28 protein-coding genes and 1 riboswitch are annotated in these 25,457 nt (G+C 52.1%); of the genes, 25 read left to right on the top strand and 3 right to left on the bottom strand.

All coding sequences use genetic code 11. The annotated features are described in order from the left end of the window. Positions 1 to 21: 21 nt before the first annotated feature. The 14 genes from JKK62_RS14130 to JKK62_RS14065 all read left to right on the top strand — a co-directional run bounded on the left by JKK62_RS14130 (position 22) and on the right by JKK62_RS14065 (position 12,695). Positions 22 to 1,539, top strand: a complete 1,518-nt coding sequence (locus tag JKK62_RS14130) for a class I adenylate-forming enzyme family protein (RefSeq protein WP_201428461.1) — start codon at positions 22 to 24, stop codon at positions 1,537 to 1,539. Then, positions 1,533 to 1,787, top strand: coding sequence for an acyl carrier protein (locus JKK62_RS14125; RefSeq protein ID WP_201428460.1), 255 nt, complete (start codon positions 1,533 to 1,535; stop codon positions 1,785 to 1,787). Before JKK62_RS14130 ends, JKK62_RS14125 begins: the two co-directional genes overlap by 7 nt. Then, on the top strand, positions 1,784 to 2,206 hold the full coding sequence (locus JKK62_RS14120; RefSeq protein WP_201428459.1) for a lecithin retinol acyltransferase family protein: 423 nt from the start codon (positions 1,784 to 1,786) through the stop codon (positions 2,204 to 2,206). The genes JKK62_RS14125 and JKK62_RS14120 overlap by 4 nt, the downstream gene beginning before the upstream one ends. After that, positions 2,203 to 3,129 (top strand): alpha/beta hydrolase, encoded by a 927-nt coding sequence (locus JKK62_RS14115; RefSeq protein ID WP_201428458.1) that lies wholly within the window; start codon positions 2,203 to 2,205, stop codon positions 3,127 to 3,129. Before JKK62_RS14120 ends, JKK62_RS14115 begins: the two co-directional genes overlap by 4 nt. Positions 3,130 to 3,208: 79 nt before the next feature. Then, on the top strand, positions 3,209 to 4,144 hold the full coding sequence (locus JKK62_RS14110; RefSeq protein WP_201428457.1) for a DegV family protein: 936 nt from the start codon (positions 3,209 to 3,211) through the stop codon (positions 4,142 to 4,144). Between the two features lie 38 nt (positions 4,145 to 4,182). Further along, positions 4,183 to 5,820, top strand: a complete 1,638-nt coding sequence (locus JKK62_RS14105; protein ID WP_201428456.1) for a DAK2 domain-containing protein — start codon at positions 4,183 to 4,185, stop codon at positions 5,818 to 5,820. A 9-nt stretch (positions 5,821 to 5,829) separates the two neighbouring features. Continuing rightward, positions 5,830 to 6,765, top strand: a complete 936-nt coding sequence (locus tag JKK62_RS14100) for an alpha/beta hydrolase (protein WP_201428455.1) — start codon at positions 5,830 to 5,832, stop codon at positions 6,763 to 6,765. Between the two features lie 153 nt (positions 6,766 to 6,918). Further along, positions 6,919 to 7,554, top strand: a complete 636-nt coding sequence (locus tag JKK62_RS14095) for a zinc-ribbon domain-containing protein (RefSeq protein WP_201428454.1) — start codon at positions 6,919 to 6,921, stop codon at positions 7,552 to 7,554. A gap of 83 nt (positions 7,555 to 7,637) precedes the next feature. Next, positions 7,638 to 8,207: a zinc-ribbon domain-containing protein gene (locus JKK62_RS17855; RefSeq protein WP_201428453.1), complete on the top strand. Its 570-nt coding sequence runs from the start codon at positions 7,638 to 7,640 to the stop codon at positions 8,205 to 8,207. A 63-nt stretch (positions 8,208 to 8,270) separates the two neighbouring features. After that, positions 8,271 to 9,056: a zinc ribbon domain-containing protein gene (locus JKK62_RS17850; RefSeq protein ID WP_201428452.1), complete on the top strand. Its 786-nt coding sequence runs from the start codon at positions 8,271 to 8,273 to the stop codon at positions 9,054 to 9,056. A gap of 256 nt (positions 9,057 to 9,312) precedes the next feature. Beyond that, positions 9,313 to 10,299 (top strand): alpha/beta hydrolase family protein, encoded by a 987-nt coding sequence (locus tag JKK62_RS14080; protein WP_201428451.1) that lies wholly within the window; start codon positions 9,313 to 9,315, stop codon positions 10,297 to 10,299. Between the two features lie 86 nt (positions 10,300 to 10,385). Beyond that, a complete protein-coding gene (locus tag JKK62_RS14075; protein ID WP_201428450.1) occupies positions 10,386 to 10,646 on the top strand; it encodes a PqqD family protein in 261 nt (86 codons plus the stop codon). Further along, the gene (locus JKK62_RS14070; protein ID WP_201428449.1) at positions 10,639 to 11,052 is read left to right on the top strand and encodes a S24/S26 family peptidase; all 414 of its coding nucleotides are present in this window, start codon (positions 10,639 to 10,641) and stop codon (positions 11,050 to 11,052) included. Before JKK62_RS14075 ends, JKK62_RS14070 begins: the two co-directional genes overlap by 8 nt. A 41-nt stretch (positions 11,053 to 11,093) precedes the next feature. Next, positions 11,094 to 12,695, top strand: a complete 1,602-nt coding sequence (locus JKK62_RS14065) for a CotH kinase family protein (RefSeq protein WP_207752199.1) — start codon at positions 11,094 to 11,096, stop codon at positions 12,693 to 12,695. A gap of 193 nt (positions 12,696 to 12,888) precedes the next feature. Here JKK62_RS14065 and pncB read toward each other — a convergent pair whose 3' ends face one another. Beyond that, entirely contained in the window at positions 12,889 to 14,085 is a 1,197-nt protein-coding gene (pncB, locus tag JKK62_RS14060; RefSeq protein WP_201428447.1) for a nicotinate phosphoribosyltransferase, read from the bottom strand. Positions 14,086 to 14,265: 180 nt separating this feature from the next. Between pncB and JKK62_RS14055 the strand changes: the two genes are divergently transcribed. The 8 genes from JKK62_RS14055 to JKK62_RS14020 all read left to right on the top strand — a co-directional run bounded on the left by JKK62_RS14055 (position 14,266) and on the right by JKK62_RS14020 (position 20,886). Beyond that, a complete protein-coding gene (locus tag JKK62_RS14055; RefSeq protein WP_201428446.1) occupies positions 14,266 to 15,951 on the top strand; it encodes a class I adenylate-forming enzyme family protein in 1,686 nt (561 codons plus the stop codon). Further along, entirely contained in the window at positions 15,948 to 16,727 is a 780-nt protein-coding gene (locus JKK62_RS14050) for an MBL fold metallo-hydrolase (protein ID WP_201428445.1), read from the top strand. Before JKK62_RS14055 ends, JKK62_RS14050 begins: the two co-directional genes overlap by 4 nt. 29 nt (positions 16,728 to 16,756) lie before the next feature. Continuing rightward, positions 16,757 to 17,653 carry a 2-oxo acid dehydrogenase subunit E2 gene (locus JKK62_RS14045; protein ID WP_201428444.1) on the top strand — a complete coding sequence of 299 codons (897 nt, stop codon included), beginning with the start codon at positions 16,757 to 16,759 and terminating at the stop codon, positions 17,651 to 17,653. A gap of 82 nt (positions 17,654 to 17,735) precedes the next feature. After that, on the top strand, positions 17,736 to 18,233 hold the full coding sequence (locus JKK62_RS14040) for a DUF4854 domain-containing protein (RefSeq protein ID WP_201428443.1): 498 nt from the start codon (positions 17,736 to 17,738) through the stop codon (positions 18,231 to 18,233). 163 nt (positions 18,234 to 18,396) lie between these two features. Further along, positions 18,397 to 18,939, top strand: coding sequence for a DUF1836 domain-containing protein (locus JKK62_RS14035; protein WP_201428442.1), 543 nt, complete (start codon positions 18,397 to 18,399; stop codon positions 18,937 to 18,939). Positions 18,940 to 18,950: 11 nt separating this feature from the next. Beyond that, positions 18,951 to 19,262, top strand: a complete 312-nt coding sequence (locus JKK62_RS14030; protein ID WP_201428441.1) for a hypothetical protein — start codon at positions 18,951 to 18,953, stop codon at positions 19,260 to 19,262. A gap of 127 nt (positions 19,263 to 19,389) precedes the next feature. Next, positions 19,390 to 19,821 carry an NfeD family protein gene (locus tag JKK62_RS14025; RefSeq protein WP_243411866.1) on the top strand — a complete coding sequence of 144 codons (432 nt, stop codon included), beginning with the start codon at positions 19,390 to 19,392 and terminating at the stop codon, positions 19,819 to 19,821. A gap of 165 nt (positions 19,822 to 19,986) precedes the next feature. Further along, a complete protein-coding gene (locus tag JKK62_RS14020; protein ID WP_201428440.1) occupies positions 19,987 to 20,886 on the top strand; it encodes an SPFH domain-containing protein in 900 nt (299 codons plus the stop codon). A 129-nt stretch (positions 20,887 to 21,015) separates the two neighbouring features. Here JKK62_RS14020 and JKK62_RS14015 read toward each other — a convergent pair whose 3' ends face one another. After that, entirely contained in the window at positions 21,016 to 21,132 is a 117-nt protein-coding gene (locus JKK62_RS14015; protein WP_201428439.1) for a DUF3789 domain-containing protein, read from the bottom strand. A 423-nt stretch (positions 21,133 to 21,555) separates the two neighbouring features. On the opposite strand from JKK62_RS14015, the gene nrdD reads away from it, so the two are divergent. The 3 genes from nrdD to JKK62_RS14000 all read left to right on the top strand — a co-directional run bounded on the left by nrdD (position 21,556) and on the right by JKK62_RS14000 (position 24,958). Continuing rightward, complete coding sequence (nrdD, locus tag JKK62_RS14010) at positions 21,556 to 21,849, top strand: anaerobic ribonucleoside-triphosphate reductase (protein WP_201428438.1); 294 nt, start codon at positions 21,556 to 21,558, stop codon at positions 21,847 to 21,849. 77 nt (positions 21,850 to 21,926) lie between these two features. Then, positions 21,927 to 22,021, top strand: a riboswitch (SAM riboswitch). A 103-nt stretch (positions 22,022 to 22,124) separates the two neighbouring features. Further along, positions 22,125 to 23,309, top strand: a complete 1,185-nt coding sequence (metK, locus tag JKK62_RS14005) for a methionine adenosyltransferase (protein WP_366503353.1) — start codon at positions 22,125 to 22,127, stop codon at positions 23,307 to 23,309. Beyond that, positions 23,306 to 24,958: a DUF6020 family protein gene (locus tag JKK62_RS14000; protein ID WP_201428436.1), complete on the top strand. Its 1,653-nt coding sequence runs from the start codon at positions 23,306 to 23,308 to the stop codon at positions 24,956 to 24,958. The genes metK and JKK62_RS14000 overlap by 4 nt, the downstream gene beginning before the upstream one ends. Positions 24,959 to 25,108: 150 nt before the next feature. On the opposite strand, the gene JKK62_RS13995 is transcribed toward JKK62_RS14000, so the two are convergent. Next, entirely contained in the window at positions 25,109 to 25,456 is a 348-nt protein-coding gene (locus JKK62_RS13995; protein ID WP_201428435.1) for a type II toxin-antitoxin system PemK/MazF family toxin, read from the bottom strand. Position 25,457: the final 1 nt, after the last annotated feature.

Here is a 25,457-nt window from a genome sequence, read left to right as displayed (position 1 = left end):
TAAATAAGAACGGAGGAAATCATGTTTAGTCCGACTAAGGAAATCTTCAAACAATATACCGATCCCGAGCAGTTCGACCGCATCGTCGACAAAGACAGCGTGTCCGAGATGTGGCGGGATTCCGTAACCGCTTATCCTGACGTTGTCGCGATCGAGGATGACGGTAAACGCTATACCTATGCTGATATCGAAGCGGACGTCAGCCGCCTGCGCACAGTCATCAAAAGCGATGATGATAAAAGTCTGCGCGTCGGCGTCTACTGCCCGAACTCCTATGATTTTGTTCGCGCGTTTCTGGCGGTGACGACACTCGGCTATACCGCCGTGATCCTGCCCGCTCAGCTCGATCAGATGACGGTGTTCGGCTGTACGATGAAGTACGCGCTGGATGCGATCATCTATCATCCGTCGCTGAGTGAGAATACGGCAATCGTAGCGTCAAAGCGCCCCGATGTGGCGCTGATCTCGTCCGATACACAGGGCAATACCATGTCCGAAATGGTATTCCCCTCGGGTGATACGCCGTGCGTCATCATGTTCACCGGCGGTACGACCGGCAAAAGTAAGGGCGCGCTGCTTAGTAACGCCGCTGTCATGCAGGGTACGGTGAACGGCTGTTACGGTTATCAGGATGTATTCAACCAACGCTATTTACTGATCCTGCCCTTATCCCATGTGTTCGGCTTGATCCGTAACCTGACCACTTCGCTCTATACCGGTTCCACATTGTTCATCTGCCGCAACAATAAAGATATGTTCCGCGATATCGCAATGTTCCGCCCGACCATTTTGGTAGCGGTGCCCGCACTGGCGGAAATGGCGCTGAACCTTTCCAAAAAGTTCAAAAAGAATATGCTCGGCGATTCGCTCAAAGCCATCATCTGCGGCGCGGCGCCGGTACCGCCTTATTTGATCAAGGAATACAAAAAGGAATTCGATATCATGCTGCTGCCGGGCTACGGCTTGACCGAAAGCGCCAATCTGGTATCCGGTAATCCCGCGTATCTCACCAAGCCCGAATCCGTCGGCTTGATGTATCCGAATCAGGAGTACAAGATCGTCGACGGCGAACTGCTCTTAAAGGGCAGGAATATGATGTCCGGCTATGTCGGAGAAGAGGAAGACGGCGTCTATGACAAGGACGGCTTTTTCCGCACCGGCGATCTGGTTCGGATCGACGAGGAGGGCTTCCTCTATATCACCGGCCGTATCAAGGAGATCATCGTCCTGCCCTCCGGCGAGAATATCTCTCCCGCGGAATTGGAGGTCAAGTTCCTTGAACTGAGCCTGATACAGGACGCGCAGGTGTATGAGGATGTGACCGAGAACGGCGTTCATATCTTGGCGCTCGAGGTCGTGCCCCGTATGCCGGAGATCGCCCGACTCGGTATTGAAAACGTCGGACAGCACCTGACTGTTGAGCTGGAAAAGATCAACAACACGTTGCCGACGTTCCAGCGGGTGTCACGCATCATCATTCGTGATTCCGATTTTGAACGTACTCCCAGTATGAAGATAAAGAGGTACAAAAAATGCTGAGCAGAGCAGAGATTTTTGAAAAGCTGAAAGAGATTTTGCTTTTTGCCGACAATAAGAACCGGGCTGTGATCGAAAAATGTGACGAGAGCACCAAGCTCGTCACGGATCTGGGCTTTAATTCGGTATCGGTGCTCTACATGGTGATCGCCATCGAAGAGAGCTTCGGTATCGTGTTCGACAATGTGTCGATGAATGACTTTGAAACCATCGGCGACGTCGTCAGTTATATCGAGGCAAGGCTAAAATGAAGTGGGTATATCGTGAGTGTCAGTACGGCGACATCATCCGCGTCAAGCTGGGTTCCGTTTATCACTACGGGATCTTTGCCTCAGAGGATGAGGTGATCGCGTTCGGACTGCCGCCGACAGCGGAGAATCTGAAGAATCAGCAGGATATCAAGGTGCTCGCTACCGATATCGACGTTTTTTCCTGCGGTAATATGATCGAAACAGCGCAACTGACATTAAATGAAAAACGCAAGCGCCAAAGCCCCGACAAGACGGTATCCGCCGCACGAGCGCGGATCGGCGAAGGCAGCTATAATTTGATCCACAACAACTGCGAGCATTTTGTCAACGAGATCGTGTTCGGCAAAAAGATATCCGAACAGGAGCTGGAGGTGCGCCGTAAATGGATGCGCTTTCATGAAAACAAGGAAGGTTTATGATACTACTCTATATTGTTCTTGCCGTCATTTTGCTGGTGATCATCTTCTGGATCGCGCCCGGCATCGTGTGTTACCGCTCGATTTTCGGCAGACACCGTGTGTTGCCGCTGGATGATGAAAAGCTCAGTAAGCCCGCGATCGAACCGTTTAAGGAGCGTATGATGCGCGATTATCGTTATCTGCGTGATCGGGGATATGAACGCGTACAGGTGAAAGCAAAGGACGGCGTGATCCTATGCGGTGATCTGTATGACAACGGCAGTGACCGCACCGTGATCATGGTACACGGCTTCAATGCCGATCCCTATGTCAATCTGGTATCGCCCGCTCGGTGGTTCTGTGATCAGGGTTTTAACGTGCTGGTGATCTTTCAGCGCGCCCACGGCTGCAGCGGCGGAGATCGCTGCGGAATGGGGCTGCGTGAAAAGGACGACGTCGCGGTATGGCTCGATGAGGTGTTGAAGCGGGACGGCAAACAGCGTGTTTTGCTGTACGGTACGTCGATGGGCGGCTCTACGCTTGCGTATCTCTCCGACACGCTGACTGAGGATCGTGTGCCGTGCATGATGATCGACTGCGGCTTTATTTCCGCGGAAAACCAGCTTTTGAGCGACGCGAAGCGTATGCACCTGCCGCCGCTGTTGATCCCGTATATCCGATGGCTCTGCCAAAAGGAGCAGAAGATCGATATCCGCGAGAAGACGACGGATCATCTGCGGCACGCCAAAAAACCGATCCTCTTTTTCCACGGAACGGCAGATCCGACCGTATCTCTGGAAGAGGGACGTAAAAACTATGAGGCATGTTCCTCAAAAAAGAAGTTTGTCGTTGTCGAAGGGGCGGGTCATACGACCGCCTTTTGCACCGATGAGAATCAGGTGACGACGGCGATGACTGACTTTCTTCAGGCATATTTCAAATAAGACTAATATAATATGTAACAATCTTACAAGATCGTGAATCCGATAGATTTCTCTATCTGCAAATACAAAGGAGACTCTTATGAACGATTTTATTTTGATGGCGGACGCCGGCTGTGACCTCTCCGCCGAATTCCAGAAAAAATATGACGTCAAGATCATCGACGGACATCTTGTCCTGCCCGGTAAGGGCGATGTTCCCAGCTTTATGGAATGGAAGGATGTGACCCGCGAGGATTTTTACGCGGATCTGAAAAAGAATCCGTCCGATTTCGCGACCGCGCCCCCGAACACGGCGGAATATGAAAAGGCGTTTACGGCTTACGTGAAAGACGGCAAGCCCATTATCTGCATCACCATTTCGAGCGCGATGTCCGGCTCGCTCGACTTCGCGACCACTGCCCGCAAAAACATCCTTGTCCAATACCCTGACGCCAAGATCCGACTGGTCGACTCCATGCGCTACGGTCCCGGCTTCGGTTTGATGGTCGTGCACGCGGCGATGCTGCGCAGTGAGGGCAAGAGCTTTGAAGAGGTCTGCGATTATCTGGAACAGAACAAGAATCGCTTCCATCAGGCGGGATGGCTGGATGATCTGAGCTTTGTCGCCAAGAAGGGCAGACTGACGCATCCCAAGGCGTTCTTCGGCACCCTTGCCGGTATCAAACCTATCGGCGAATTCGATTCCGGCGGCATGACCACCGTGCTCGGTAAGGCAAAGGGCGCTAAGGCGGCGTATGCTGTTCTGCTGAAATACATCGAAGCGACCATTGAGAACCCCGAGGATCAGGTGATCTTCATCGCCCAGTCCTGCCGTTATCCGCAGGCAGAGGTATATAAGAAGATGATCGAAGACAAATTCCACCCTAAGGCGGTTTATATCAATGATGTGTATCCGTTCTGCGGTATCAACGTCGGCCCCGGACTGATGGCGGCATATTATGTCGGCAAACCGATCTCCGATGATCTGAGCACCGAACGCGCCCTGATCGAACAGTTTATTTCCGAAGGAAAGTAAGTTATCGTGTCCATAAACCTTGTTTATAAGGAATGTCTATGAGAAGAATCAACGGAATCCATCTGGAAAAAATGATGAATAACGGGCTCGCGTACCTCCAACAGCATGAGGAGGAGGTCAATCGCCTCAACGTTTTTCCCGTTCCCGACGGCGATACCGGCACCAATATGGCGCTGACCCTCGGCAACGGCATCCGCTACGCGGAGTCCGATGAACACGCCGGCGCCTATCTGCGCAGTCTTTCCGACGGGATGCTGCTCGGCGCGCGCGGGAATTCCGGCGTGATCCTGTCGCAGTTTTACCGCGGCCTTGCGGATGAGCTGGTACGTACGCCGATCATCGGACCCGGTGAGCTGCGCGCGGGACTGATCCGCGGCTATCGCACCGCGTATGAGGCGGTCGTGCATCCGGTCGAGGGCACGATCCTGTCCGTCGCGCGGGAGGGCATCGAGCATATCCGCACCCAGATCACGCGCAACTCCTCGATCGAAAGTATCCTGTCGATGTATATCGCCGAGATGCGCAAGACCCTGTCCTATACGCCCGAGATGCTCAGCGTGCTCAAGGAAGCAGGCGTGGTCGACAGCGGCGCCTACGGCTTTATCCTGATCACCGAGGGAATGCTCAAGTGCCTGTACGGCGAGGTCATCGACCCTGTTGAGGTGCCCGCGCCGATAACGCACCAGCCCTTGGTCGATCTCTCGCTGTTCAATGAGACCTCCGAGTTTTCGGACGGCTACTGCACGGAGTTCATTCTCCAGCGTCTGACGAATTCCCGCTACAAACAGGAGTTCGACAAACAGAGCTTTATCTCGGAGCTGCGCTTTTTCGGTAATTCGATCGCGGTCGTTGTCAACGGTATGCGCGTCAAGGTGCATATCCATACGCTCTATCCCGCCAAGGTGATCGCCTTCGCACAGCAGTACGGCGAGTTTTTGACCTTCAAGATGGAGAATATGCAGGTACAGCACAACGAGCATGATCTGGAGATCGCGAAGAAGAAGGAGCACAAGGCTCTTGCGGTGATCGCGGTCGTCAACGGTGAGGGAATGAAAAAGCTGTTTGAGGATTTCGGCTGTGATATCGTCATCGACGGCGGTACCACGATGAATACCTCCTCGGCGGAGTTTTTAGAGGCGTTCGATGAGCTCGACGCCGACGAAATCGTGATCCTGCCGAACAATCCCAATATCATCCTCGCCGCGCATCAGGCAGTCGAGCTTTCCAAACGCCGCCATATCACCGTGATCGAGTCCGGAAGCGTCGCGCAGGGCTACTTTGCCATGGCGATGGATGTTCCGGACAGCGATGACGCGCCGTTCCGTGTTTCACAGATGAAGAGCGGTATCGAGAATATCGCCACCGTCAGCCAGACGGTCGCCTCACGCGATTACAGCTATCATCAGATCAGCTGCCGCAAGGGCGACGAGATCGCGCTGCTCGACGGTGAGATCGTCAGCGTCGGTTCCGACTATGCCAAAACGATCCTCGACGCGATTGCCGCCATCGAGGATATCGAAGAGAAAGAGACCTGTGTGATCTTTCGCGGAACGGGTGTTGACGAGGATAGGGGAGATGAGCTGTGCGAGAGCCTCTCAGCCCGCTATCCGCTGATGGACTTTGAATGTATCGACGGCGGTCAGGAGATCTATCACTGGATCATCGGCTTAGCCTAAGGAGAGATTATGCCAATTTGGATTTGGATCGTTATCGCGGTCATCATATTGGGGCTTCTGCCCCTGCCGATCCTCGCTTACTATCTCTACTCGGTTCTTCTGGTGCGCACATCAAAGAAGAAATGGGGCAGAGAGTGCAGTATTCCCGATGACGAGGAGTATAAGAGGATGTTTGATATCGGCATCGAGTGGGAGAAGCAGTATCATTCACAAAAACAGCCGGTCGAGGTCGTCAGCGACGGACTCAAGCTGGTCGGAGAATATTTCGACTTCGGTTCCGATACCTCGGTGATCATCATCGCGGGACGCATGGAATCGCTGTTGTACTCCTATTATTTCGCGGAGCCGTACCGCCGACTCGGTTATAACATCCTCGTGATCGACAACCGTGCCCACGGTCTGTCCGAGGGCAAGTACTTGTCGCTCGGCGCCAAGGAATACCGTGATATCCTGCGTTGGGGCGAATTGCTCCATGATCGCTTTCATCAAAAAAGCATCGTGATCCACGGCATCTGTATCGGATCCTGCGTCGGATTGTTCGCCTTATGCTCGCCCGACTGCCCCGATTACTTCAAGGCGATGGCGGCGGAAGGAATGTTCACCACCTTCAAGGATTCGTTTGTCAACCATCTGATCGACGGTCATCATCCCGTTCAGCCCGCGACCTTCCTCGTGACGCTGTACATCCGTATTTTCGCGGGTGCCGACGTTGTGCATGACGGACCCTTGTATCGGATCGATCAGCTCAAAAAACCGATCCTTTTCCTGCACAGCAAGGAGGATGTTTTTTCTCTGCCGTCTGAGGTACAGCAGGTATATGATCGCTGTAAAAGCGAGAAGAAGCTGGTCTGGTTCGAAAAGGGCGCTCATTCGCGCGTGCGTATCAACGCGACCCGAAGATATGACGAAACTGTTATTGACTTTTTTGATCAATTAGAGATATAATGTTAAGGTAAATGATCCGTTTTGTGTTGTTGCCGATTGAGGGTTCGTTGTTGTGTCGGCATAGCAAAAGACGGAATGATACAGTATTGGATGGCTGCTGAGGTTGCATCGATTCTCGATCGCCGTTCAATCAACTATTTCAGGAGGTTAGTCATGATTTGTAGGTATTGTGGAAACGAAATGGAGCCCGACGCAAAGTTTTGCGGTGTATGCGGTGCGGTAAATGAAGCGACGATCAACGGTCAGCCGATCGAGGATACTAAACCTCAGTATGCTCAGCCCACACAGTCACAGTACGGTCAGCCGGTACAGTCACAGTACGGTCAACCCGCTCAGCCGCAGTACGACCAGCCTGCACAACCCCAGTATGGTCAGCCTGTGCAGCCGCAGTACGGTCAGCCGGTACAGTCACAGTACGGTCAACCCGCTCAGCCGCAGTACGGTCAGTCTGTACAGTCACAGTACGGTCAGCCTGTACAACCCCAGTATGGTCAGCCTGTGCAGCCGCAGTATGGTCAGCCTGCACAACCTCAGTACGGTCAGTATACGCAGGATCAGCTGGCAAGCTCCGTTTTGAAATTCGGTATCCTCGGGCTGGTATTCTCTATGTTGATCCCGTTGTTAGGTATTATCTTCAGCTCTATCGCAATGAGCAAAGCGAAGAATTATGCTTTGAATTATCCCTTGGAGGGAAAAGCCAAGACCGGTAGGATATTGGGAATAGTGGGATTGATCCTCAGTATTGTGACGATGGTGATAACATTCTTCTATTATGTCTCTGCTGTTTGAGAAATAATAATATTGACGTAAAAGAATATGGCAGATTCGCATTATTCAAATGTGCGGTATTGCATGAAAAAGGTGAAATAATCATGATTTGTAAGCATTGTGGAAACGAAATGGAACCCAACGCAAAGTTTTGCGGTGTATGCGGTGCGGTAAATGAAGCGACGATCAACGGTCAGCCGATCGAGGATACGAAACCTCAGTATGCTCAGCCCACACAGCCGCAGTACGGTCAGCCTGCACAGCCGCAGTATGGTCAGCCGGTACAGCCTCAGTACGGTCAGCCGGTACAGTCACAGTATGGTCAACCCGCTCAGCCGCAGTACGGTCAGCCTGTGCAGCCGCAGTACGGTCAACCCGCTCAGTACGGTGCTTCATATAATCCCGCTCCGGATCCTGTGGCAAACGGTTATGCCGGCAGGGCGTTAGGCTTTGGTATCACATCCTTATGTTGCTGTTGGCTTCCGTTCTTTTTCTCGATTATCGGTATTGTTTTTGGGGCGATGGCAATCAAACAATCCTCCAATTACGCGCGAGTTGCGTCCACCGGCTCCGGACGCGCCAAGACAGGCAGAATACTCGGTATTATCGGACTTGTGATCAGCATTATCGTTACGGCATTTTGGACATTGGCTTTATTTGTCGGAATGGCTTGATCACACAACATATAACCTCTGTCAATATATTGATACGAATCAGGTACGATAGGAGAAATGAAGATGAAATGTAATCATTGTGGAAATGAGATCAATATCAACGATAAGGTTTGCGCTGTATGCGGAGCTGAGGTTGAGATCCAAACCATGCTGGTAGACGATGAACCCGCACAGCAGAATCCTTATTCTGCCAATCAGCCCGCACAGCCGCAATATGCACAGCCAATTCAACAACCGCAACCGGCTCAGCCTCAGTATGCACAGCCGGTTCAACAGCCGCAACCGGCTCAACCGCAGTATGCACAGCCGGTTCAGCAGCCGCAGCCTGCGCCGCCTCAGCCGGTACAGCCTCAACCTCAACCGGTACAGCCGCCGATCGAGCCCAAACCGATGCGCCCGCAGTATGAGAGCTCTCAGCCGGTTCAACCGCAGTATGCCCAACCGCAGCCCGCACAATCTGCACCGCCGGTTCAGCCGCAGTATGCCCAACCACAGCCCGCACAACCTGCGCCGCCGGTTCAGCCGCAGTATGCGCAGCAGTATAACGTGGGTGCTGTGGCAGAGGATCCCAATGAGCGCGAAATGTCCAAGTCCTGCCTGACCTTCGGTATTTTGGCGATTGCGTTTGGTTCATCTTTCTATCTGTCTTTCCTCGGTATCGTTTTCGGCGCTATTGCAAGAAGTAAGGCAAAGACATATATGATGAGTTATCCTCTGGTCGGTCGCGCAAAGGTCGGCAGTATCTTAGGTACGATCGGTTTTATTCTGGGTATCGTACTGACGGTGTTCTTTGTCATATGGCTGATCATTGTGATCGCCGCTGCCGGCAGTGTCTATTATTACTATTAATCAAAATTCTCCGGGGGCAATTCTTTGTCCCCGGTTTTTGCTTTTTGCGCATAATACTGTCAGTCACGGATATGATACAGAGAGGAGTGTTATATACTGGTTTCAATAGAAAGTAGATATTTATTATCGAGGATGGTTTTCGCAAGACGAGGCGAAGGACGCCGCTAGGCTGGCGCCTAGCAAGGACGACAACGAAGTATTGCGGAAAAACAGACCGATAAGAATGTCTGGTTTTTTTTGAAAAACAGTAATACATATGAAACGAAATAAATATGTGAAACGGGTGCTTTCTGCTCTTTTGATCTTTATCCTCTCATTCTCTGTGCTCTCCATGGCGGTGACCGTGATTTTCTTCCATACGGCGTTTCCCCGCAGTGATACGCCGAGTGAATTCGCCTTTTCTTATTCACAGATGGAATCGGATGGTTATTCCTATCAACGGATCAGCTTCCCCTCCGGCAGCAACACCCTGATCGGTTATTGCTTTGCGCCCGATGAGCCTCAAGCGCTGGTTGTGATCGCGGCGGGCATCGGTGACGGCGGCTCATCTCATCTGTCTGAGATGAAAGAATTTGTCGACTGCGGTTACGCTGTATTATGCTATGACGCGACCGGTGTAGGGGAGAGCGAGGGCAGCGGGAAGGGCGGATTATCCCAACCCGCGGCTGATCTGCGCGCGGCGCTTCGCTTCACTGCCGATGATGAACGATTATCAAAGCTGCCGATCCTGTTGTACGGTCATTCCGCGGGAGGATACGCGGCGGCGACCTGTCTGGATGACGATCGGGTCAAGGCGGCGGTTATTGTTTCGGGCTTTGACCATCCCGTACAGCTGATGCGGGATTCCGCACGCTCCTATGTCGGGATCCTCGCCGATGTGGAATATCCGTTTTTGCTATTGGAAAATCAGCTGTTGTTCGGCAATTGTCAAACAGCCTCCGCGTGCATCAACAGCGTGTCGACGCCTGTAGCCGTATATGAGGGCGCGGATGATGAGCGTGTGCCGCGCTCCCAACGTCTGAGTACGACGCTCGATGAATCCGAGCGAACAAATATCAGCGTCAACCTGTGTGAGGAAACGCTCCGCAGCGGTCACACCGGCATGTGGCTGTCAAAGGACGCGCTCAGCTATCGGTTATCGCACAAGGATGATACGCCTGTTGATCTCGATCAAAGCAATCTGCTCGATCACGAGTATATCCAATCGATCCTGCGCTTTTATCGATCGGCTCTGGGATCGTGAATATAGAAAAGAAACAGCAAAAAGACTTGTAAAAATGTATCATATCATGTATGATAGTAGCATATTATGCTCGGAGATGTGACAAAATGAAACTGAAAAAAGACTTTATTGTACACAATGTCGGAGATGAGACCCTTTTGGTGCCGACTGCCGAGGCTGACTTTCACGGTCTGGTGCAGGGCAACAAAACGGTGGATACGATATTGAATTGCTTGGCGGAAGAAACGACGGAAGAAAAGATCCTTATTGCTTTAAAAGAAAAATATGACGGTGATGAAGCCGATATGCGCGCCGATATCGCCGATGTGATCGCAAAGCTGCGCACGATCGGAGCGATCGATGAGTAAGTCGACCTTTGAAGAGGTGCTCGCAGAAAAAGGCACGCTCATTTACACCAATGTCGGTGACAGCATGTATCCGCTGATCAAACCGCGTGATCTGCTGGTCATCAAACGCCCCGAGCTTCCGCTGAAGCGGCTGGATATTCCGCTCTATAAGCGCGACAGCGGTCAGTATGTCCTGCACCGCATCCTCAAGGTGCGTAAGGATGATTACCTGATCTGCGGCGATAATCGCGTGGGAACAGAGTCGGGCATCACCGACAGGCATATTATCGGCGTCCTGACAGATATCATCCGCAACGGAGAGACCATCTCGGTGTACAGCACCAAGAACCGTATCTACGCGCACCTTTATTGCGACTTTATGCCGCTCAAACGCGTTATCTTTCGTATCAAGCAAGTGTTTAAATAATGATGGTTCCCGAAACCTGTATTCTGAAAAATGGTGATTGTATGATGAAAAGAATTGTATCGATGCTTCTTTGCGTCATGATGACAGTATCTTTAGCGGCATTTCACGCGTCTGCCGAAGACACATTGTTCTTCGGTGAACCCGAACCCGTCGTGCCCGATGACGCGACATATTTTATCGATGGTTTCAAAAAGACCGATGCGGATCTTGCTTCGACCGGCGTGACGCTCGACGATCCCATCATTGTTCCCCGTATCGTTGTGACGACCGAAAACGGCAACGGAACCACTCTGCAAAAAGAGGACGGCTATCAGAACGCGTCTATCAGTATCACCGATACGGATGGTTCGGTGCTCAGCGACAGCTGTTCCTTTAAGGTGCGTGGCAACACCACCGCGATGGCTGCGATCGGTAAGAAAGCCTATACCTTCAAATTCGAGAAAAAAAAGGATGTTCTCGGAATGGGTAAAGGGAAAAAGTGGGTGCTGCTCGCGAACACGTTTGACCCTACGATGCTGCGCAATTATATGGGCTTTGAGTTTGCTCACCATCTCGGCTTGCCGTATACCTCCGAGCACCGCTTTGTCGAGGTGTTTCTCGACGGTTCCTACCGCGGCTGTTATGAGCTCGTCGAACCGGTCCAGGAGGGTAAGGAGCGCGTCAATATCGACATCGAGTCCAACGACGGCAAAAAGGACTTTTTGATCGAGTATGAGAGGACGCGTCTGGAACCGGACGTGACCTATTTTACGGTCGACGGTCTGCGCTTTATCGCGAGTGATCCCGACGAGCCGGATGAGGATCAGCTCAATTACATCACCGAAACCCTGACCGCTGTCACCGATACGATGAGGAACGGCAGCAGGGAAGAGATCGAAGAAGTGATCGATGTTCCGTCCTTCGTCAAATTCTATCTGCTCAACGAGTTCTTTAAAACCATGGATTTTGATGAGAGCTCCGTGTTCTTCTTCTATAAGGACGGCAAGCTCTATGCGGGTCCCGCGTGGGATTACGATATGTCCACCGGCAATACGAATGCCGATCTCGTTTCGGCTCACGCCAGAAACACCGCGAAGACAGACGATATTCTGCAGGATACCAAGAACTTCTACAAGTATATCGGCAGAAAGAGCTGGTTTGTCGATGAGGTCAAAAAGGCGTATGAGGAGAACTATGATTATATGGTGAGCCTCTTTGTCGAGAACGGTCTTTTGGATACATGGAGCAATGAATCCAAGGATATCTTTGACCGCAACTGGACGGTGTGGAGAGTCTCGAGACATTGGTATAACTACCAGAAGCCGCCTCTCGCGACCTATCAGCTCAACCTCGATTTTCTTAAGAACTGGCTCAATGAGCGCAATTCGTGGCTGTTTGATCATTATGATCTGTTCAGCTATGAGTATCTGCGCGGTGACGCCGACGGCAACGGCGCTTTGGATGTGCTCGACGCGACGACGATCCAGCGCGTGCTGGCCGGTCTTTCCGTTCAGAATGAGGATGGTCATATGGCACTGCGTGCCGCTGTGACCGACGACGAACTTTCGATCACCGACGCGACCGCGATCCAGCGTTATTTAGCTTCACTGGACAACATTTATGAGTTGGATACTACTGTCAAGGTAAAACTGAGAGAGAAATAACCGGTATAAAACGAACCCCGCCGAATGAATGAACGGCGGGGTTTTCATCTGTATACGATCGTCATTGCGAGGCATTCATGCCGTGGCAATCTCAACCTATTATCATCGTCATTGCGGGGCATCCAAGCCGCGGCGATCTCAACCTATTATCATCGTCATTGCGAGGTATTCATGCTGTGGTAGATTCAACCGATCACAATGTTTCTCTTTTCAGACGGAAGGCGACGGAGCGTTTGAGGTATTTGAGATAATCCGCGTCGTGGCACATGCTCTTCTCGGGATTGTCGCTGAGCTTCGCGACGGGCTTTCCGTTGACATACTGCAGCTTGATGACGATGTTGAGCGGATCGACGCAGGTATCGTTGGAGCAGTAGGTGCCGATGCCGAAGCTGACCTTCGCTCTGTCCTTGAAGTAGTCAAAGAGCTTTTGCGCGCGGTCAAAGTTCAGACTGTCGGAGAACAGCAGCAGCTTTGTCCTGGGGTCGACGCCGTAGCTCTCGTAGTGCTTGATGATCTTCTCGCCCCATTCATACGGATCGCCGGAATCATGGCGCACACCGTTGTAGTTGTTGACATTGGAGCGATTGAAGTCCATCAGGAACAGATCGGTGGTGATGGTGTCGGTCAGGGCGGTACCGTTGTCGCCGTCATACTCGTCGTACCAGTCGCGCATCGCGTAGTGGTTGGTGTAGGCGAGGGGATAGCGGTCGATGCCCTGATACATCTGTACGAACTCATGCGCGTAGGTGCCGATGGGGGTCAGGTTGTATTTCATCGCGAGATAGACGTTGGAGGTGCCGATACATTTATCTGTCTCGGTGGACAGTCGGCGCACCACGACGTCCTGCCACTCGCGCGAGAGGCGTCTGCGACAGCCGAATTCGGCAAACTTGAAGGTATAGGTGCCGTCGTTCAGCGCCTCGATCTTCGCACTGAGCTTTTCCTCGGCGGATTTTAGCAGCGTGTCATAATCGTATGACATGCGGAAGTAGACCTCGTTGACGATCTCGAGCAGGTGGATCTCGAACTGCATCGCCGAGAAGAGGGGACCGTCTATGATGATCTCCAGCTCGCCGTCCTTGCTCAGCGAGGCGTTGACATACTCGCGGATCGGGTGCCATAAGCGCAGGAATTCCACATAGTCGTTTTTGATAAAGCGGATAGAGCGCAGATAATCCAGCTCATCCTTTCTGAATCGCAGGGTACACAGATGGTCGATCTGGGAGTTGATCTCGTCGAGCATTTCCTGCGTGAACTTGACGTCCTTGTTGCGGCATTTAAAATAGTATTTGCCGCACAGGTCGGTATGCTTATGGAAGATGACCTGATCCATATTGAATTTATACAGATCGGTGTCCAGCAGCGATATTACAATCGGGTCGAGTTTCATAATAATAGTCCTTTCATGCCGAATCAGATTGATAGTGTTCGACTTTTACATAATAATACTTTCCCTCGGATAAGTCAAGCAAAGGGTGTTTTCAACAGCGGATTGTGTCGAATCGATTGACATTATTTCAAATATTGTTTATCATATAGCTGTTAACGTCAATTGCAAAGAGGCAAATACATGAGTGAAACGTATCAAATCGATTATCCCCGCCTGACGATGTATCAGATGGTGGAGAATTGTGCCAATATCAATCCGAAGGATAACGCTTTGGAGTTCTACGGCAGGCTGATCACCTACGGAGAGCTGATCCGACGCATCGAGCGCTGTGCCAAGGCGTTCAAGGCGCTGGGCATCCGAAAGGGTGACGCGGTGACGCTGTGTATGCCGAACACGCCGCAGACCGTGGAATGCTTTTACGCGCTGAACCGGATCGGCGCGATCGCTAACATGATCCATCCCCAGTCCGCGCAGAATGAGATCACCTATTATCTGAACCTCAGCGAGAGCAAAGCGATCGTCACGATCGACCTGTTTTGCGAGACCGTCCAGAACGCGATCGACAACGCCGATCATCCCGTGAAGGCGATCATCTGCCGCATGCAGGATGAACTGCCCTTTTTCCTGTCCGTTGCCTATTTTGTCAAAAAGGGCAAGGATTATATGAAATACCCGAACACCGATTACGGGATGCTCTATAAGGACTTTCTCAAGGGCGCGGATCGGATCGAGTCCGTAGAAAATGAACCCTTTGAACAGGATCGCACCTCGGTCATCCTCTACAGCGGCGGTACTTCGGGACAGCCTAAGGGCATTTGTCTGACCGATTTCAACTTCAACGCATTGGCGATGCAGGGCTTTGAGGCGCTGAACTTTGACACCAAGCGCGGTATGAAGCTGCTCAGCTGTATGCCGATGTTCCACGGCTTCGGACTGGGTATCAACATTCATGTCGGTCTGGTGCTCGGCGCGCTGTGTATGCTGATGCCGACCTTCAATAAACATACCTACGCCAAGGCGCTGCTGCAAAAAAAGCCGAATTTCATCGCCGGGGTCCCCACGATATTCGAGGCGCTTTTGCATTTGCCCGAGCTGGAAGGGAAGGATCTGTCCTATCTGTTCGGGATGTTCTGCGGCGGCGATTCACTTTCCGTCGAGCTCAAGCGTAAAATCGATGCGTTTTTGCATGAGCACAACGCCCATATCCAGGTGCGCGAGGGCTACGGGCTGACCGAATGTGTCACCGCGAGCTGTCTGACCCCGACCAATGAATATCGTGAGAACAGCATCGGACTGCCGTTCCCCGATATGGTCTATCAGATTGTCCGACCCGGTACCGACGATGTTTTGCCCTTTGGTGAAGAGGGCGAGATCATCCTGCGCGGTCCGACCTTGATGAAGGGCTATCTGAAAAATCCCGAAGAGACCGCAAAGACCCTGCGCCGACTCGCCGACGGCAACATCTGGCTCTATACCGGCGACCTCGGCTACATGGACGAGGACGGTTATGTCTATTTCAAACAGCGTATCAAGCGCATGATCATCACCAACGGCTATAACGTCTATCCCGGGGCGATCGAGAATGTGATCGACGGCGTGGATGAGGTGGCGTACAGCTGTGTCATCGGCGTCAAGGATCCCCGCCGTATGCAGCGGGTACGCGCCTATATCGTCCTGCACGACGGTGTCGAGCCGACGGACGCGCTGAAACAGAAGATCATGGATGAGCTCGAGCTGCATATCGCCAAGTACGCGTTACCCAAGGAGATCATCTTCCGTGACGAGTTGCCCAAGACGCTGGTCGGCAAGGTCGCTTATCGTAAGCTGGAAGAAGAAGCAAACGCAGAAGAGGAGGCAAAAGCATGAAACTGAGCTGGCACGGCACCGCGTCGATCCTACTCGAATCCGAGGGCTATAGGATCGCGTTCGATCCCTTTTTGACCATCCCTCTGCATGAGACGACCTGCCGCAGAAAACTGCACGCGGTCAAATACCGCACCGCGGATTCCGTTCTGGTGACGCACGGACATTTTGATCATATCCTCGACATCCCGAGATTGTATCAAAAGTCCGATACCTTGATCTACGCGACGAGCGCTCCTTGTAAAACCTTGATGAAACGCGGCATGGAGCGCGAACAGCTCCGGGTGATCATCCCCGGTGCGACCTTTCAGCTCGGCAACTTTACCATTCGCGTCTATCAGGGCAGACATTGCCGCTTTGATCTGGGCATCATGCTCAAGACCATATTCAAGTGGGATACCTTTCTGTATCCCAAGCGCCTATATGAGCTGATCAAGCTCAACCGCCTGTACGCGGAGAACGGTGAGACGCTCTTTTATGAGATCGAAGCGGAGGGCAAGCGTATCCAGCTGCTCGGCAGTATGGGGCTGGATATCAATACCGCGTACCCGACCGGCGCCGATGTGCTGATCCTGCCGTTCCAAGGGACGTCCGATCCCGCGCGCACGGTGGTGCCGATCATCAATAAGCTCCAACCGAAACGGATCTATCTGGATCACTATGACAACACCTTCCCGCCGATGACGAGGCATATCGATACGGTGGAATTCACCGCGAAGCTGATACGCAGCGGTATTCCTGCCGCGGCACTGAAGCGCGGTAAGGTGTATGAGATATAAGATATAAAAATACAAGACAGAGGAAGACTATGGCTGGGAATCAAAACAAGTATAAAAGAAGATGGGGCGATCGCCGAGACGGCCGCCGCGTCAAGGTGTCCGGCTTGCAGACAATCATGGCGAGTCTGTGGCCGAAGCGCACCGACTGCGAGGTGTATCTGAATGATACGATCGACGTTACCGAAATGATGAAGTATGTCGAGCAAAAGAACGCGGAGCACCCCGATCTGAAAACGACATTTTTCCATTGCGTGATCGCGGCAGTCGCGAAGATGGTCAGGGAACGCCCTTTGATGAACCGCTTTGTGCAAGGACGCCGCGTCTATGAGCGTTTTGATATCAGCGTCGCGTTTGTAGCGAAGCTGGCGTTTGAGGATCACGCGGAAGAAGCGCTTCTGTTCTTCGTCCCTAAGGATACCGACACCGTCGACAACGTCAGTCAGATGGTCGTCAACAAGGTCAAAAAGGTTCGCTCACGCGGTAATCAAAAGGCGGGCGTCGATGACCTGCTCGACAAGGTAGCGGCATTCCCGCGGCCGATCGTCATGCTGATCTGTAAGATCGTGCGATGGCTCGATTTCTGGGGCAAGAATCCCGCGGCGCTGACCGAAGGTGATCCGCACTACGCGACCGTCCTGCTCTCCAATCTCGGCTCGATCAAATGCCCCGCCGTCTATCATCATCTGAACAACTACGGCACCAACAGCATCATGGTCACCATCGGTACGATCCATGAGGAAGAGCGCCTCATGCCCGACGGCTCAAAGCAGATCCGCAAGGTATGCGATATCGGCGCGACGCTCGATGAGCGCATCGGCGACGGCTTCTACTTCGCGCGCAGCTTAAAGCTCATTCATTATATCTGCGCCCATCCCGAGCTGTTGGATCAGCCGATAGGGGAGAACAGCGGATTCGATTATCATTAGTTGTCATATAATAACTTGTATCTTACTCATATCTGTGATATACTATCGCTGTAATCAATAATTTCAATCAATGGAGGATCACATGAAAAGAATCATCTGTGTTTTACTTGTTGCGCTGTTATGTGTCGGCTTAGCCGCTTGCTCACCCAAGCAGGATAATACCGAACCCGCTTCCGATCCGGCTTCTTCCACCGCCTCGCAGACTGACGCTGCCCAAGCTTCAAGCGTTTCATCTTCCGGCAAGCGTTACGCGACCGTCAAAGAGTATCTGGATACACCCGAGGTGCAGTCGCAGATCAACTCCACGATCGAATCCAACAAGTCCGATGACATGGAGATGTCGATCTATGCGGAGGGCGATGATACACTGGTGTATGACTACCTCTTCACCCAGACCTATGATGAGAACGGCGTTGCCGAACTCAAATCCGGACTGGATAAGGCGTTGGAGGAAAAGGGCTCTACCTTTACTTCTGTTGCCGGTACGCTCAAAACCTATGTTGATGTTGAGAATCCCAAGGTGAAGGTCGTCTATCGCAACGGCGATAATGCCATCATCACCGAAAAAACCTTTGAATAAAAGCACGATGCCCGTCATGATTGGCGGGCTTTTTCGTTGCTTGATCCTATGGGAGCGGAGCAATCTGACAATAAAAAATTTTTCAAAAATAATCTTACGAAAACTATTGACAGTCACGTGAACCTGTGATATAATCATGTAAACTTGAAGAGGAGGTCGCGTGATGATAGATAATCCAAGTGTTCAAAGCCCGTGCAGGATAGCGGAATATCTTCCTTTGATCCGGGCGACCGACGGCTTAACGCTCAGTCAGGTCTGCACCTTGAGCGGACTGGAGCCGTCGACGATCCAGAACTGGATCAAGCGCGGCTATGTTCCGCATCCGGTAGGGAAGAAGTACAAGGAGCGCCATCTGGCGCGGATCCTGCTGATCTCGGAGCTCAGAGAGAGTATGCAGATCGACCGCGTTGGCAGCTTGCTCCGATATGTCAACGGCGACGCCGATGACGAAAGCGACGATATCATCACCGAAGAGGCGTTGTATGACCTGTTCTGTGATATCGCGCGGGAGCTGTCGGAAGATCCCGCCCCGCCCGATCAGATCGGACAGAGAGTAGCGGCGTTTCTCGATGACAGCGTCAAGACGTCCGATTCCGAAAAGCTTGCCGCGGCGTTGACGGTGATGGCAAACACCCATATGGCAAATCGATATAAACAGAACGCCGACGCATTGTATATCAATGTGATCGACGAGTCACAGAAATAAAGGTGAGAGTGATGGAAAACAATCAAACCGATTTTATGAAGAACAGACCCGTGGCGGCTTCCGCGAACCAGTACAAGGATGTGTACGGATCACAGAAGAAATCCACATTCACGACCATCAGCGCGGTGCTGAGTGTGATCACCTTCATATTGATGATGATCTCGATCTTCACCGGAAACCGGCTGATGATGGTGATCTTTATCCCGCTGTTCGTCATGCTGATCATTTCGTTCTTTGTCGGAAAACATGCCGAAAAACAGAATTCTCCCGTTGAAAAAACACAGGATAATAAGGAGGCGTTATTCAAAGATCATGATCTTTAATCTATTCAGACCGATGTGTCACAGACCCTTTGCGCCGCTGCCGCGGTTCTTTATGCCGAGGCGACACCTGTTCATGCACCGCAGACCCCCGATGGGGCCGTTCGGATTCTTCTTTTGGAGGTAGCTTATGAGTACAATGACGATCATATGGCTTGTCATCGCCGTTGTCATGGGCGTGACGGAGGCTTGTACCGTCCAGCTGGTATCCGTGTGGTTCGCGATCGGAAGCGCGGCGGCGTGTATCACCTCGCTGTTCACGGATCAGATCTATATTCAGGTGATCGTGTTCGTCGTCGTCACGGCGATCGCGCTGGCGGTGACCCGACCGCTGGTCAAAAAGCTCAAGCGAAAACGTCCCGAGGCGACCAACGCCGACCGCTATATCGGCAAATCCGCCGTTGTGGTGGAGGCGATCGATAACGATCACGCCAAGGGTCTTGTCAAGGTCGATAACGAAAAGTGGACGGCTCGCAGCGCCGACGGTCAGTTGATCGAACCGGGAGATCGTGTGGTTGTTACCGCGATCGAGGGCGTCAAGCTGATCGTGTCCAAAGTATAATAAATATGTAGGGGAGGGGCTTGAGGAATTGTCCAAATCTGTGATTTGGCTTACAATTCCCATGCAACAGCGCTCCTCCTGAGAAAAGTAGGGGAGGGGCTTGCTCCTCCCGATAATCAAGTATTTGGGCTAAGCCCGCAGTTAAAAAGGAGAAAGGAAATTATCATGTCAATCGTATCATTAATCGTTCTTGCTGTGATCGCGCTGATCGTGATCATCATCGTAGCACGCAACATCAAGATCGTGCCTCAGGCACACGCCTTTGTCATCGAACGTCTCGGCGCTTATCATCAGACATGGGGCACCGGTCTGCACTTGAAAGTACCGTTCATCGACAGGATCTCCAAGCGTGTATCGCTTAAGGAGCAGGTCGTCGATTTCCCGCCCCAGCCGGTCATCACCCGTGATAACGTTACCATGCAGATCGACACCGTCGTATATTTTGAGATCACCGATCCCAAGCTCTACACTTACGGCGTGGAACGTCCGCTCAGCGCGATCGAGAATCTGACCGCCACCACCCTGCGTAATATCATCGGTGACCTGGAGCTCGACTCCACCCTGACCTCTCGCGACACCATCAACGACAAGATCCGTATCATCCTTGATGAAGCTACCGACGCGTGGGGCATCCGCGTGATCCGCGTAGAGCTCAAGAACATCCTGCCTCCGCGTGAGATCCAGGACGCGATGGAAAAGCAGATGAAGGCAGAGCGTGAGCGCCGTGCCCGCATCCTCGACGCAGAGGGTGAGAAGCGCTCCCAGATCCTCGTAGCCGAGGGCTTGAAGGAATCCGCGATTCTGAAGGCAGACGCGATCAAGGAATCCAAGATCCGTGAAGCGGAAGGTGAAGCTCAGGCGATCTTAGCGGTACAGAAAGCGAACGCCGACGCGCTGCGTATGCTCTCTGAGGCGGATCCCAGCGAGAAGGTCATCGACCTGAAATCTCTGGAAGCTCTCGCAAAGGTAGCCGACGGTCAGGCAACCAAGCTGATCATCCCCGCCGATATGCAGAACATCGCATCTCTCGCCGCCTCCGTCAAGGAAATGGTGACAGATAAGTAAAAATCTTATGGCTCAAAGGGCTCCCTTTGGGATCCGTATGTGATTGTCAGGAGCAGTCCGATCGGGCTGCTCCTTTGCTGTATTTATTCTGCTGATTGACAGTAACCATCTACGCGGCGAATGAATCTGTTACCGCTCGTGACGCATTCCCGTTTTGTCGTCCGCGTCCGACGCGATCTGCATCAGCGCCATGATCGCGACGCCAAAGAAGCCGCCGAGCATCAACCCGATGATGAAGCTGATCATTATCATCCCTCCCCGGATTCATATTTTTCGATAATTGTGAATATATATTTATATTCTATTATTCTCATAACGCATTATAATTATGCGCTTATGCTGTACAATACTATATATAGCGCCCCTAACGGAGCAAAGTACAAAATATGTTAAAACTTTGTAACTGGAAAAAACCCTTTTGTTACTTGCAAACCACAACATATTGTGCTATCATTCTAATTGCAATCAAGATAAAGTGTGTTTTAACCTAGGCTCCCTTTGGGAAAGGTACCTCCGTTGGGGGAATGTCCGAAGGACAAGGGGGGGAGCCGCTTCCGGCGAGGAGGCTGTCGCTAAGCGACTGAGGAATTGTATCGTTGCTTGAGCGTCAGCGAGAAACCATATTATTGTATTGAAATCAAAGAATCTTTAGGAAATGAGGAGTTTAACATGACAGTAACAGTCACAGGCGGCAGCCTTTCAAAAGCAGAAATCAACGCGTATGTACAGCAGCTCAAGGAGAAGAATCCCGATAAAGTGATCACCTCCGTGACCTTCACCGTAGACGGTGAGTATGTCGACATGAGCTACACCTACGATAACGTTCCCTTCGAGCGTATCCGCCGTATCACCGGTTATCTGGTAGGTACCGTTGATCGTTTCAACGACGCGAAGCGCGCCGAGGTGCAGGACAGAGTCAAGCACTCCATCGACTGTGGTTGCTCTCTGGAAGAGATTGCGTAACTTTTTCGTGTAATTATTGATACGTTATTGACATATAGCGTCGAACGTATTATAATTTTGACAGCAGAATAACTGATCACTTATCAAGAGCGACTGAGGGACAGGCCCTGTGAAGTCCGGCAACCTGCATATGTAAGGTGCTAAATCCTGCGGTATTACCGAGAGATGAGTTTTGCACTCCGTACGGTAAGCCGTGCGGAGTTTTTGTTTTAGCGGTCAGTAGTCAGTGATTAGTGGTCAGTGTTGTTTAGTATTTATTATGGAAAAGAGTGTTTATTATGTCGTATTTATTTACATCCGAATCAGTCACCGAGGGTCATCCCGACAAAGTATGTGACCGAGTATCCGATTCCATCCTCGATGCGATCTTAGCGCAGGATAAAAATGCGCATGTTGCGTGTGAGACCACCGCGACCACCGGGCGCGTCAATGTGATGGGTGAGATCTCCACGATCGCAAAGGTCGATTATGAGCAGGTCATCCGTGACGCTGTCTGTGATATCGGCTACGACAGCAAGGCGGCTACCTTTGACGGACATACCTGTGACGTCAATGTTTTTCTGGACACCCAAAGCCCCGATATCGCGATGGGCGTCAACGCTTCCTACGAGCTCAAGGACGGTGAAGAAGCCGCCGAGAATCAGCTCGGCGCGGGCGATCAGGGCATGATGTTCGGTTATGCCTGTGATGAAACACCCGAGTTGATGCCGCTGGCGATCTCGCTGGCGCAGAGAATGGCGTATCGTCTGACGCAGGTACGCAAGGACGGCACGCTGCCTTATCTTCGTCCTGACGGTAAAACGCAGGTCACCATCGAATATGACGGCGATCAGGCAAAGCGTGTGGATACCGTCGTCGTATCGACACAGCATGACGCCGATACACCGCTTGAGACCATTCGTGAGGATCTGATCGAGCAGGTGATTCGTCCCATCATCCCCGAATGCTTGATGGATGACGATACCAAGATATTTGTCAATCCCACCGGTAGATTCGTTGTCGGCGGTCCCGAGGGAGATTCCGGTCTGACCGGCAGAAAGATCATCGTCGATACCTACGGCGGTTATGCTCGCCACGGAGGCGGCGCTTTCTCCGGCAAGGATCCGACAAAGGTCGACAGGAGCGCGGCGTATTTCGCGCGCTATATCGCAAAGAATATCGTAGCCGCGGGTATCGCGAAGAAGGCGGAGGTACAGCTCGCCTACGCGATCGGCGTCGCAAAGCCCGTGTCGGTCATGGTCGAGACCTTTGGTACCTCGCAGTATACCAACGAGCAGATCGCCGCTGCCGTCAACAAGGTGTTTGACGCGCGTCCCGCATCGATCATCCGCACGCTGGATCTTCTGAACACGAAGTACGCGCCCTTAGCCGCATACGGTCATATGGGTCGCGAGGAACTCGGCGTTCGCTGGGAGGATACCGATAAGACTGACGATTTGTTGAGAGCAATTGCAGAATGAAGAAAATCTTTCGATATTTACAGGGGATCCCCGGGATCATCCTGATCCTCTATGTACAATTCATCCTCAGCGCCGATATCTATTTATCGGAGTTGACCGACGCGACGAAGGCATGGCTGTACGTTATCGTATTGATCGGCGCGCTGATCCTGTGTCCCGCGCTGATCCGCCTGTTTCGCCGTTTCAGTATCCGCTATAAGGCGACTCTGACGACCAAGCGCAATAAGATCATCTGGTTTTCGGTGTTCTTTGTGATCAGTGCCGCGGTGTTCGGATTTTACTATGCCGCGGAATATCCCGGCGCGTTCTCAGCGGATTCTATCACACAGTATGCACAGGCGATGACCGGTGAATACAACAACTGGCATCCTGTTTTGCATACGCTGTTAGGCTTCAAGCTGCCTTTGACGCTCACCGGCGGATGGGCTGGCTCGGTCGTATTGTTCCAGCTGATCCTGTTCGCTTTCGCCGCGGCTTACGCGGCATATACGATCCTGCGTCACAGCAACATCCCTTACGCGGCGCTGTCGCTGGCGTTTATCCTGTTCAGCCCCGTCACCGCGGCAATATCGGTCTATCCGTGGAAGGATATCCCGTTCGCGATCATGACGCTGCTTGCCGCATCCTATGCCGCGAACACCTATTTCACCAAAGGCGAATGGCTGAAAAAGCGTAGTCATATCGTCGCGGTCATCGTTGTTCTGGTGTTGGCGACGGTATTCCGTCACAACGCGATCCTGTTCACCTTGCCCATGCTGATCGCCATGCTGCTGTATCTCAAGCGCAAGGCGGCGATCATCACCGCTGTGTGCTTCGCGGCGGCGATCATCCTGATCGAAGGACCGCTGTATGCCGCGCTGAACGTGACACAGCCCGGCGACAGGGCGGAAGAGATGCTCGGCGTACCGGTTGCTGTGATCGGAACAGTCGCCAAGAAAAATCCGAACGCATTGGATCAGGAAACCAAACAGTTCATCTATTCTGTCGCACCGCCTGAGACCTGGGCGAAGAACTATGTGATCGGTAATTTCAATACCGTGAAATTCGTGCCCGGTACCAACTACCACAAGATCACTGAGGCAGGTGCGCCGAAGGTGATCGGCTATATGTTCAAATGCTTTGCCAAAGCTCCGAAAGAGGCGTTTGCCGGCTTGATCGGCGCGACCGACATGGTCTATACGGTATCCGGTGACGATTCCTGTTGGAGCGACGTCAGACCCGGCGTCGTCGGCAATCAGTATAATATCAAGTACCACGGCGATCAAACCGCCAAGGGCGTCGTTTCGTTCATCTTTGACCGACTCAATACCTTTATGAGGTGGATTTTCTGGTACGTCGGCGCAATGAACCTGCTGTTGATCACGGCGGCACTCGCCAGATTCAAGCCTAGGAAATCAGAATGGAAGCGGATCCTGCCGGTATTGTCAATGCTGATGTACAATTTCGGCACCATGCTGGTGCTGAGCGGTGATGAGATCCGTCTGTTTTACTTTACCTTCCCGGTCACTCCCGTATTGTTCCTGCTTGTGATGCGTGAGGAACGCAAAACATCTGCCTCGGATTGCGAGAAAGCTCCCGCGATTCCCGAAAAGGTGCAGTCCGATGAAGCGTCCGTTATCAACGCGCAGACAAAAGCAGCTCAAAATTGATCTCTCCCACATTTATATCCAAAAACCCGAAGGCTCTGCTGTGATGGCAGAGCTTTTGGGTTATATGGGAAAAGCTTGTTTAGGATGATATATCATTGTTCATAAAGTGCCTTTCGGCTTGAATGGTGTGATCGGTAAAGCCGCGCGCGGCTATCCGATCAGCCCGAAGGATACGGACAACGCCTGATTGATCTGCTTCATCGACTGTACGTTGACGCTGCCCATCTTCTCTCTGAGTCGGCGTTTATCTAATGTACGGACCTGTTCGAGCAGAACGACGCTGTCCTTGTATAAGCCGCAGTCGCGCGCTTCGATCGGGATATGCGTGGGCAGCTTGGTCTTATCCGTCTTGCTGGTGATCGCCGCCGCGATGACGGTGGGGGAGTAGCGATTGCCGACGTCGTTCTGGATGATCAGCACAGGCCGTACACCGCCCTGCTCCGATCCGACCACCGGACTGAGATCGGCATAATAGATATCGCCGCGTTTGATATTCAAT

It is taken from the genome of Ruminococcus difficilis (assembly GCF_016680995.1).
This window is presented reverse-complemented; position numbering and strand designations above follow the sequence as displayed.

Excerpts from the sequence above, each read along its gene's own strand:
- JKK62_RS14130 (WP_201428461.1), top strand. The coding sequence starts at position 22 with ATGTTTAGTCCGACTAAGGAAATCTTCAAACAATATACCGATCCCGAG.
- JKK62_RS14125 (WP_201428460.1), top strand. The coding sequence starts at position 1,533 with ATGCTGAGCAGAGCAGAGATTTTTGAAAAGCTGAAAGAGATTTTGCTT.
- JKK62_RS14120 (WP_201428459.1), top strand. The coding sequence starts at position 1,784 with ATGAAGTGGGTATATCGTGAGTGTCAGTACGGCGACATCATCCGCGTC.
- JKK62_RS14115 (WP_201428458.1), top strand. The coding sequence starts at position 2,203 with ATGATACTACTCTATATTGTTCTTGCCGTCATTTTGCTGGTGATCATC.
- JKK62_RS14110 (WP_201428457.1), top strand. The coding sequence starts at position 3,209 with ATGAACGATTTTATTTTGATGGCGGACGCCGGCTGTGACCTCTCCGCC.
- JKK62_RS14105 (WP_201428456.1), top strand. The coding sequence starts at position 4,183 with ATGAGAAGAATCAACGGAATCCATCTGGAAAAAATGATGAATAACGGG.
- JKK62_RS14100 (WP_201428455.1), top strand. The coding sequence starts at position 5,830 with ATGCCAATTTGGATTTGGATCGTTATCGCGGTCATCATATTGGGGCTT.
- JKK62_RS14095 (WP_201428454.1), top strand. The coding sequence starts at position 6,919 with ATGATTTGTAGGTATTGTGGAAACGAAATGGAGCCCGACGCAAAGTTT.
- JKK62_RS17855 (WP_201428453.1), top strand. The coding sequence starts at position 7,638 with ATGATTTGTAAGCATTGTGGAAACGAAATGGAACCCAACGCAAAGTTT.
- JKK62_RS17850 (WP_201428452.1), top strand. The coding sequence starts at position 8,271 with ATGAAATGTAATCATTGTGGAAATGAGATCAATATCAACGATAAGGTT.
- JKK62_RS14080 (WP_201428451.1), top strand. The coding sequence starts at position 9,313 with ATGAAACGAAATAAATATGTGAAACGGGTGCTTTCTGCTCTTTTGATC.
- JKK62_RS14075 (WP_201428450.1), top strand. The coding sequence starts at position 10,386 with ATGAAACTGAAAAAAGACTTTATTGTACACAATGTCGGAGATGAGACC.
- JKK62_RS14070 (WP_201428449.1), top strand. The coding sequence starts at position 10,639 with ATGAGTAAGTCGACCTTTGAAGAGGTGCTCGCAGAAAAAGGCACGCTC.
- JKK62_RS14065 (WP_207752199.1), top strand. The coding sequence starts at position 11,094 with ATGATGAAAAGAATTGTATCGATGCTTCTTTGCGTCATGATGACAGTA.
- pncB (WP_201428447.1), bottom strand. The coding sequence starts at position 14,085 with ATGAAACTCGACCCGATTGTAATATCGCTGCTGGACACCGATCTGTAT.
- JKK62_RS14055 (WP_201428446.1), top strand. The coding sequence starts at position 14,266 with ATGAGTGAAACGTATCAAATCGATTATCCCCGCCTGACGATGTATCAG.
- JKK62_RS14050 (WP_201428445.1), top strand. The coding sequence starts at position 15,948 with ATGAAACTGAGCTGGCACGGCACCGCGTCGATCCTACTCGAATCCGAG.
- JKK62_RS14045 (WP_201428444.1), top strand. The coding sequence starts at position 16,757 with ATGGCTGGGAATCAAAACAAGTATAAAAGAAGATGGGGCGATCGCCGA.
- JKK62_RS14040 (WP_201428443.1), top strand. The coding sequence starts at position 17,736 with ATGAAAAGAATCATCTGTGTTTTACTTGTTGCGCTGTTATGTGTCGGC.
- JKK62_RS14035 (WP_201428442.1), top strand. The coding sequence starts at position 18,397 with ATGATAGATAATCCAAGTGTTCAAAGCCCGTGCAGGATAGCGGAATAT.
- JKK62_RS14030 (WP_201428441.1), top strand. The coding sequence starts at position 18,951 with ATGGAAAACAATCAAACCGATTTTATGAAGAACAGACCCGTGGCGGCT.
- JKK62_RS14025 (WP_243411866.1), top strand. The coding sequence starts at position 19,390 with ATGAGTACAATGACGATCATATGGCTTGTCATCGCCGTTGTCATGGGC.
- JKK62_RS14020 (WP_201428440.1), top strand. The coding sequence starts at position 19,987 with ATGTCAATCGTATCATTAATCGTTCTTGCTGTGATCGCGCTGATCGTG.
- JKK62_RS14015 (WP_201428439.1), bottom strand. The coding sequence starts at position 21,132 with ATGATCAGCTTCATCATCGGGTTGATGCTCGGCGGCTTCTTTGGCGTC.
- nrdD (WP_201428438.1), top strand. The coding sequence starts at position 21,556 with ATGACAGTAACAGTCACAGGCGGCAGCCTTTCAAAAGCAGAAATCAAC.
- JKK62_RS14000 (WP_201428436.1), top strand. The coding sequence starts at position 23,306 with ATGAAGAAAATCTTTCGATATTTACAGGGGATCCCCGGGATCATCCTG.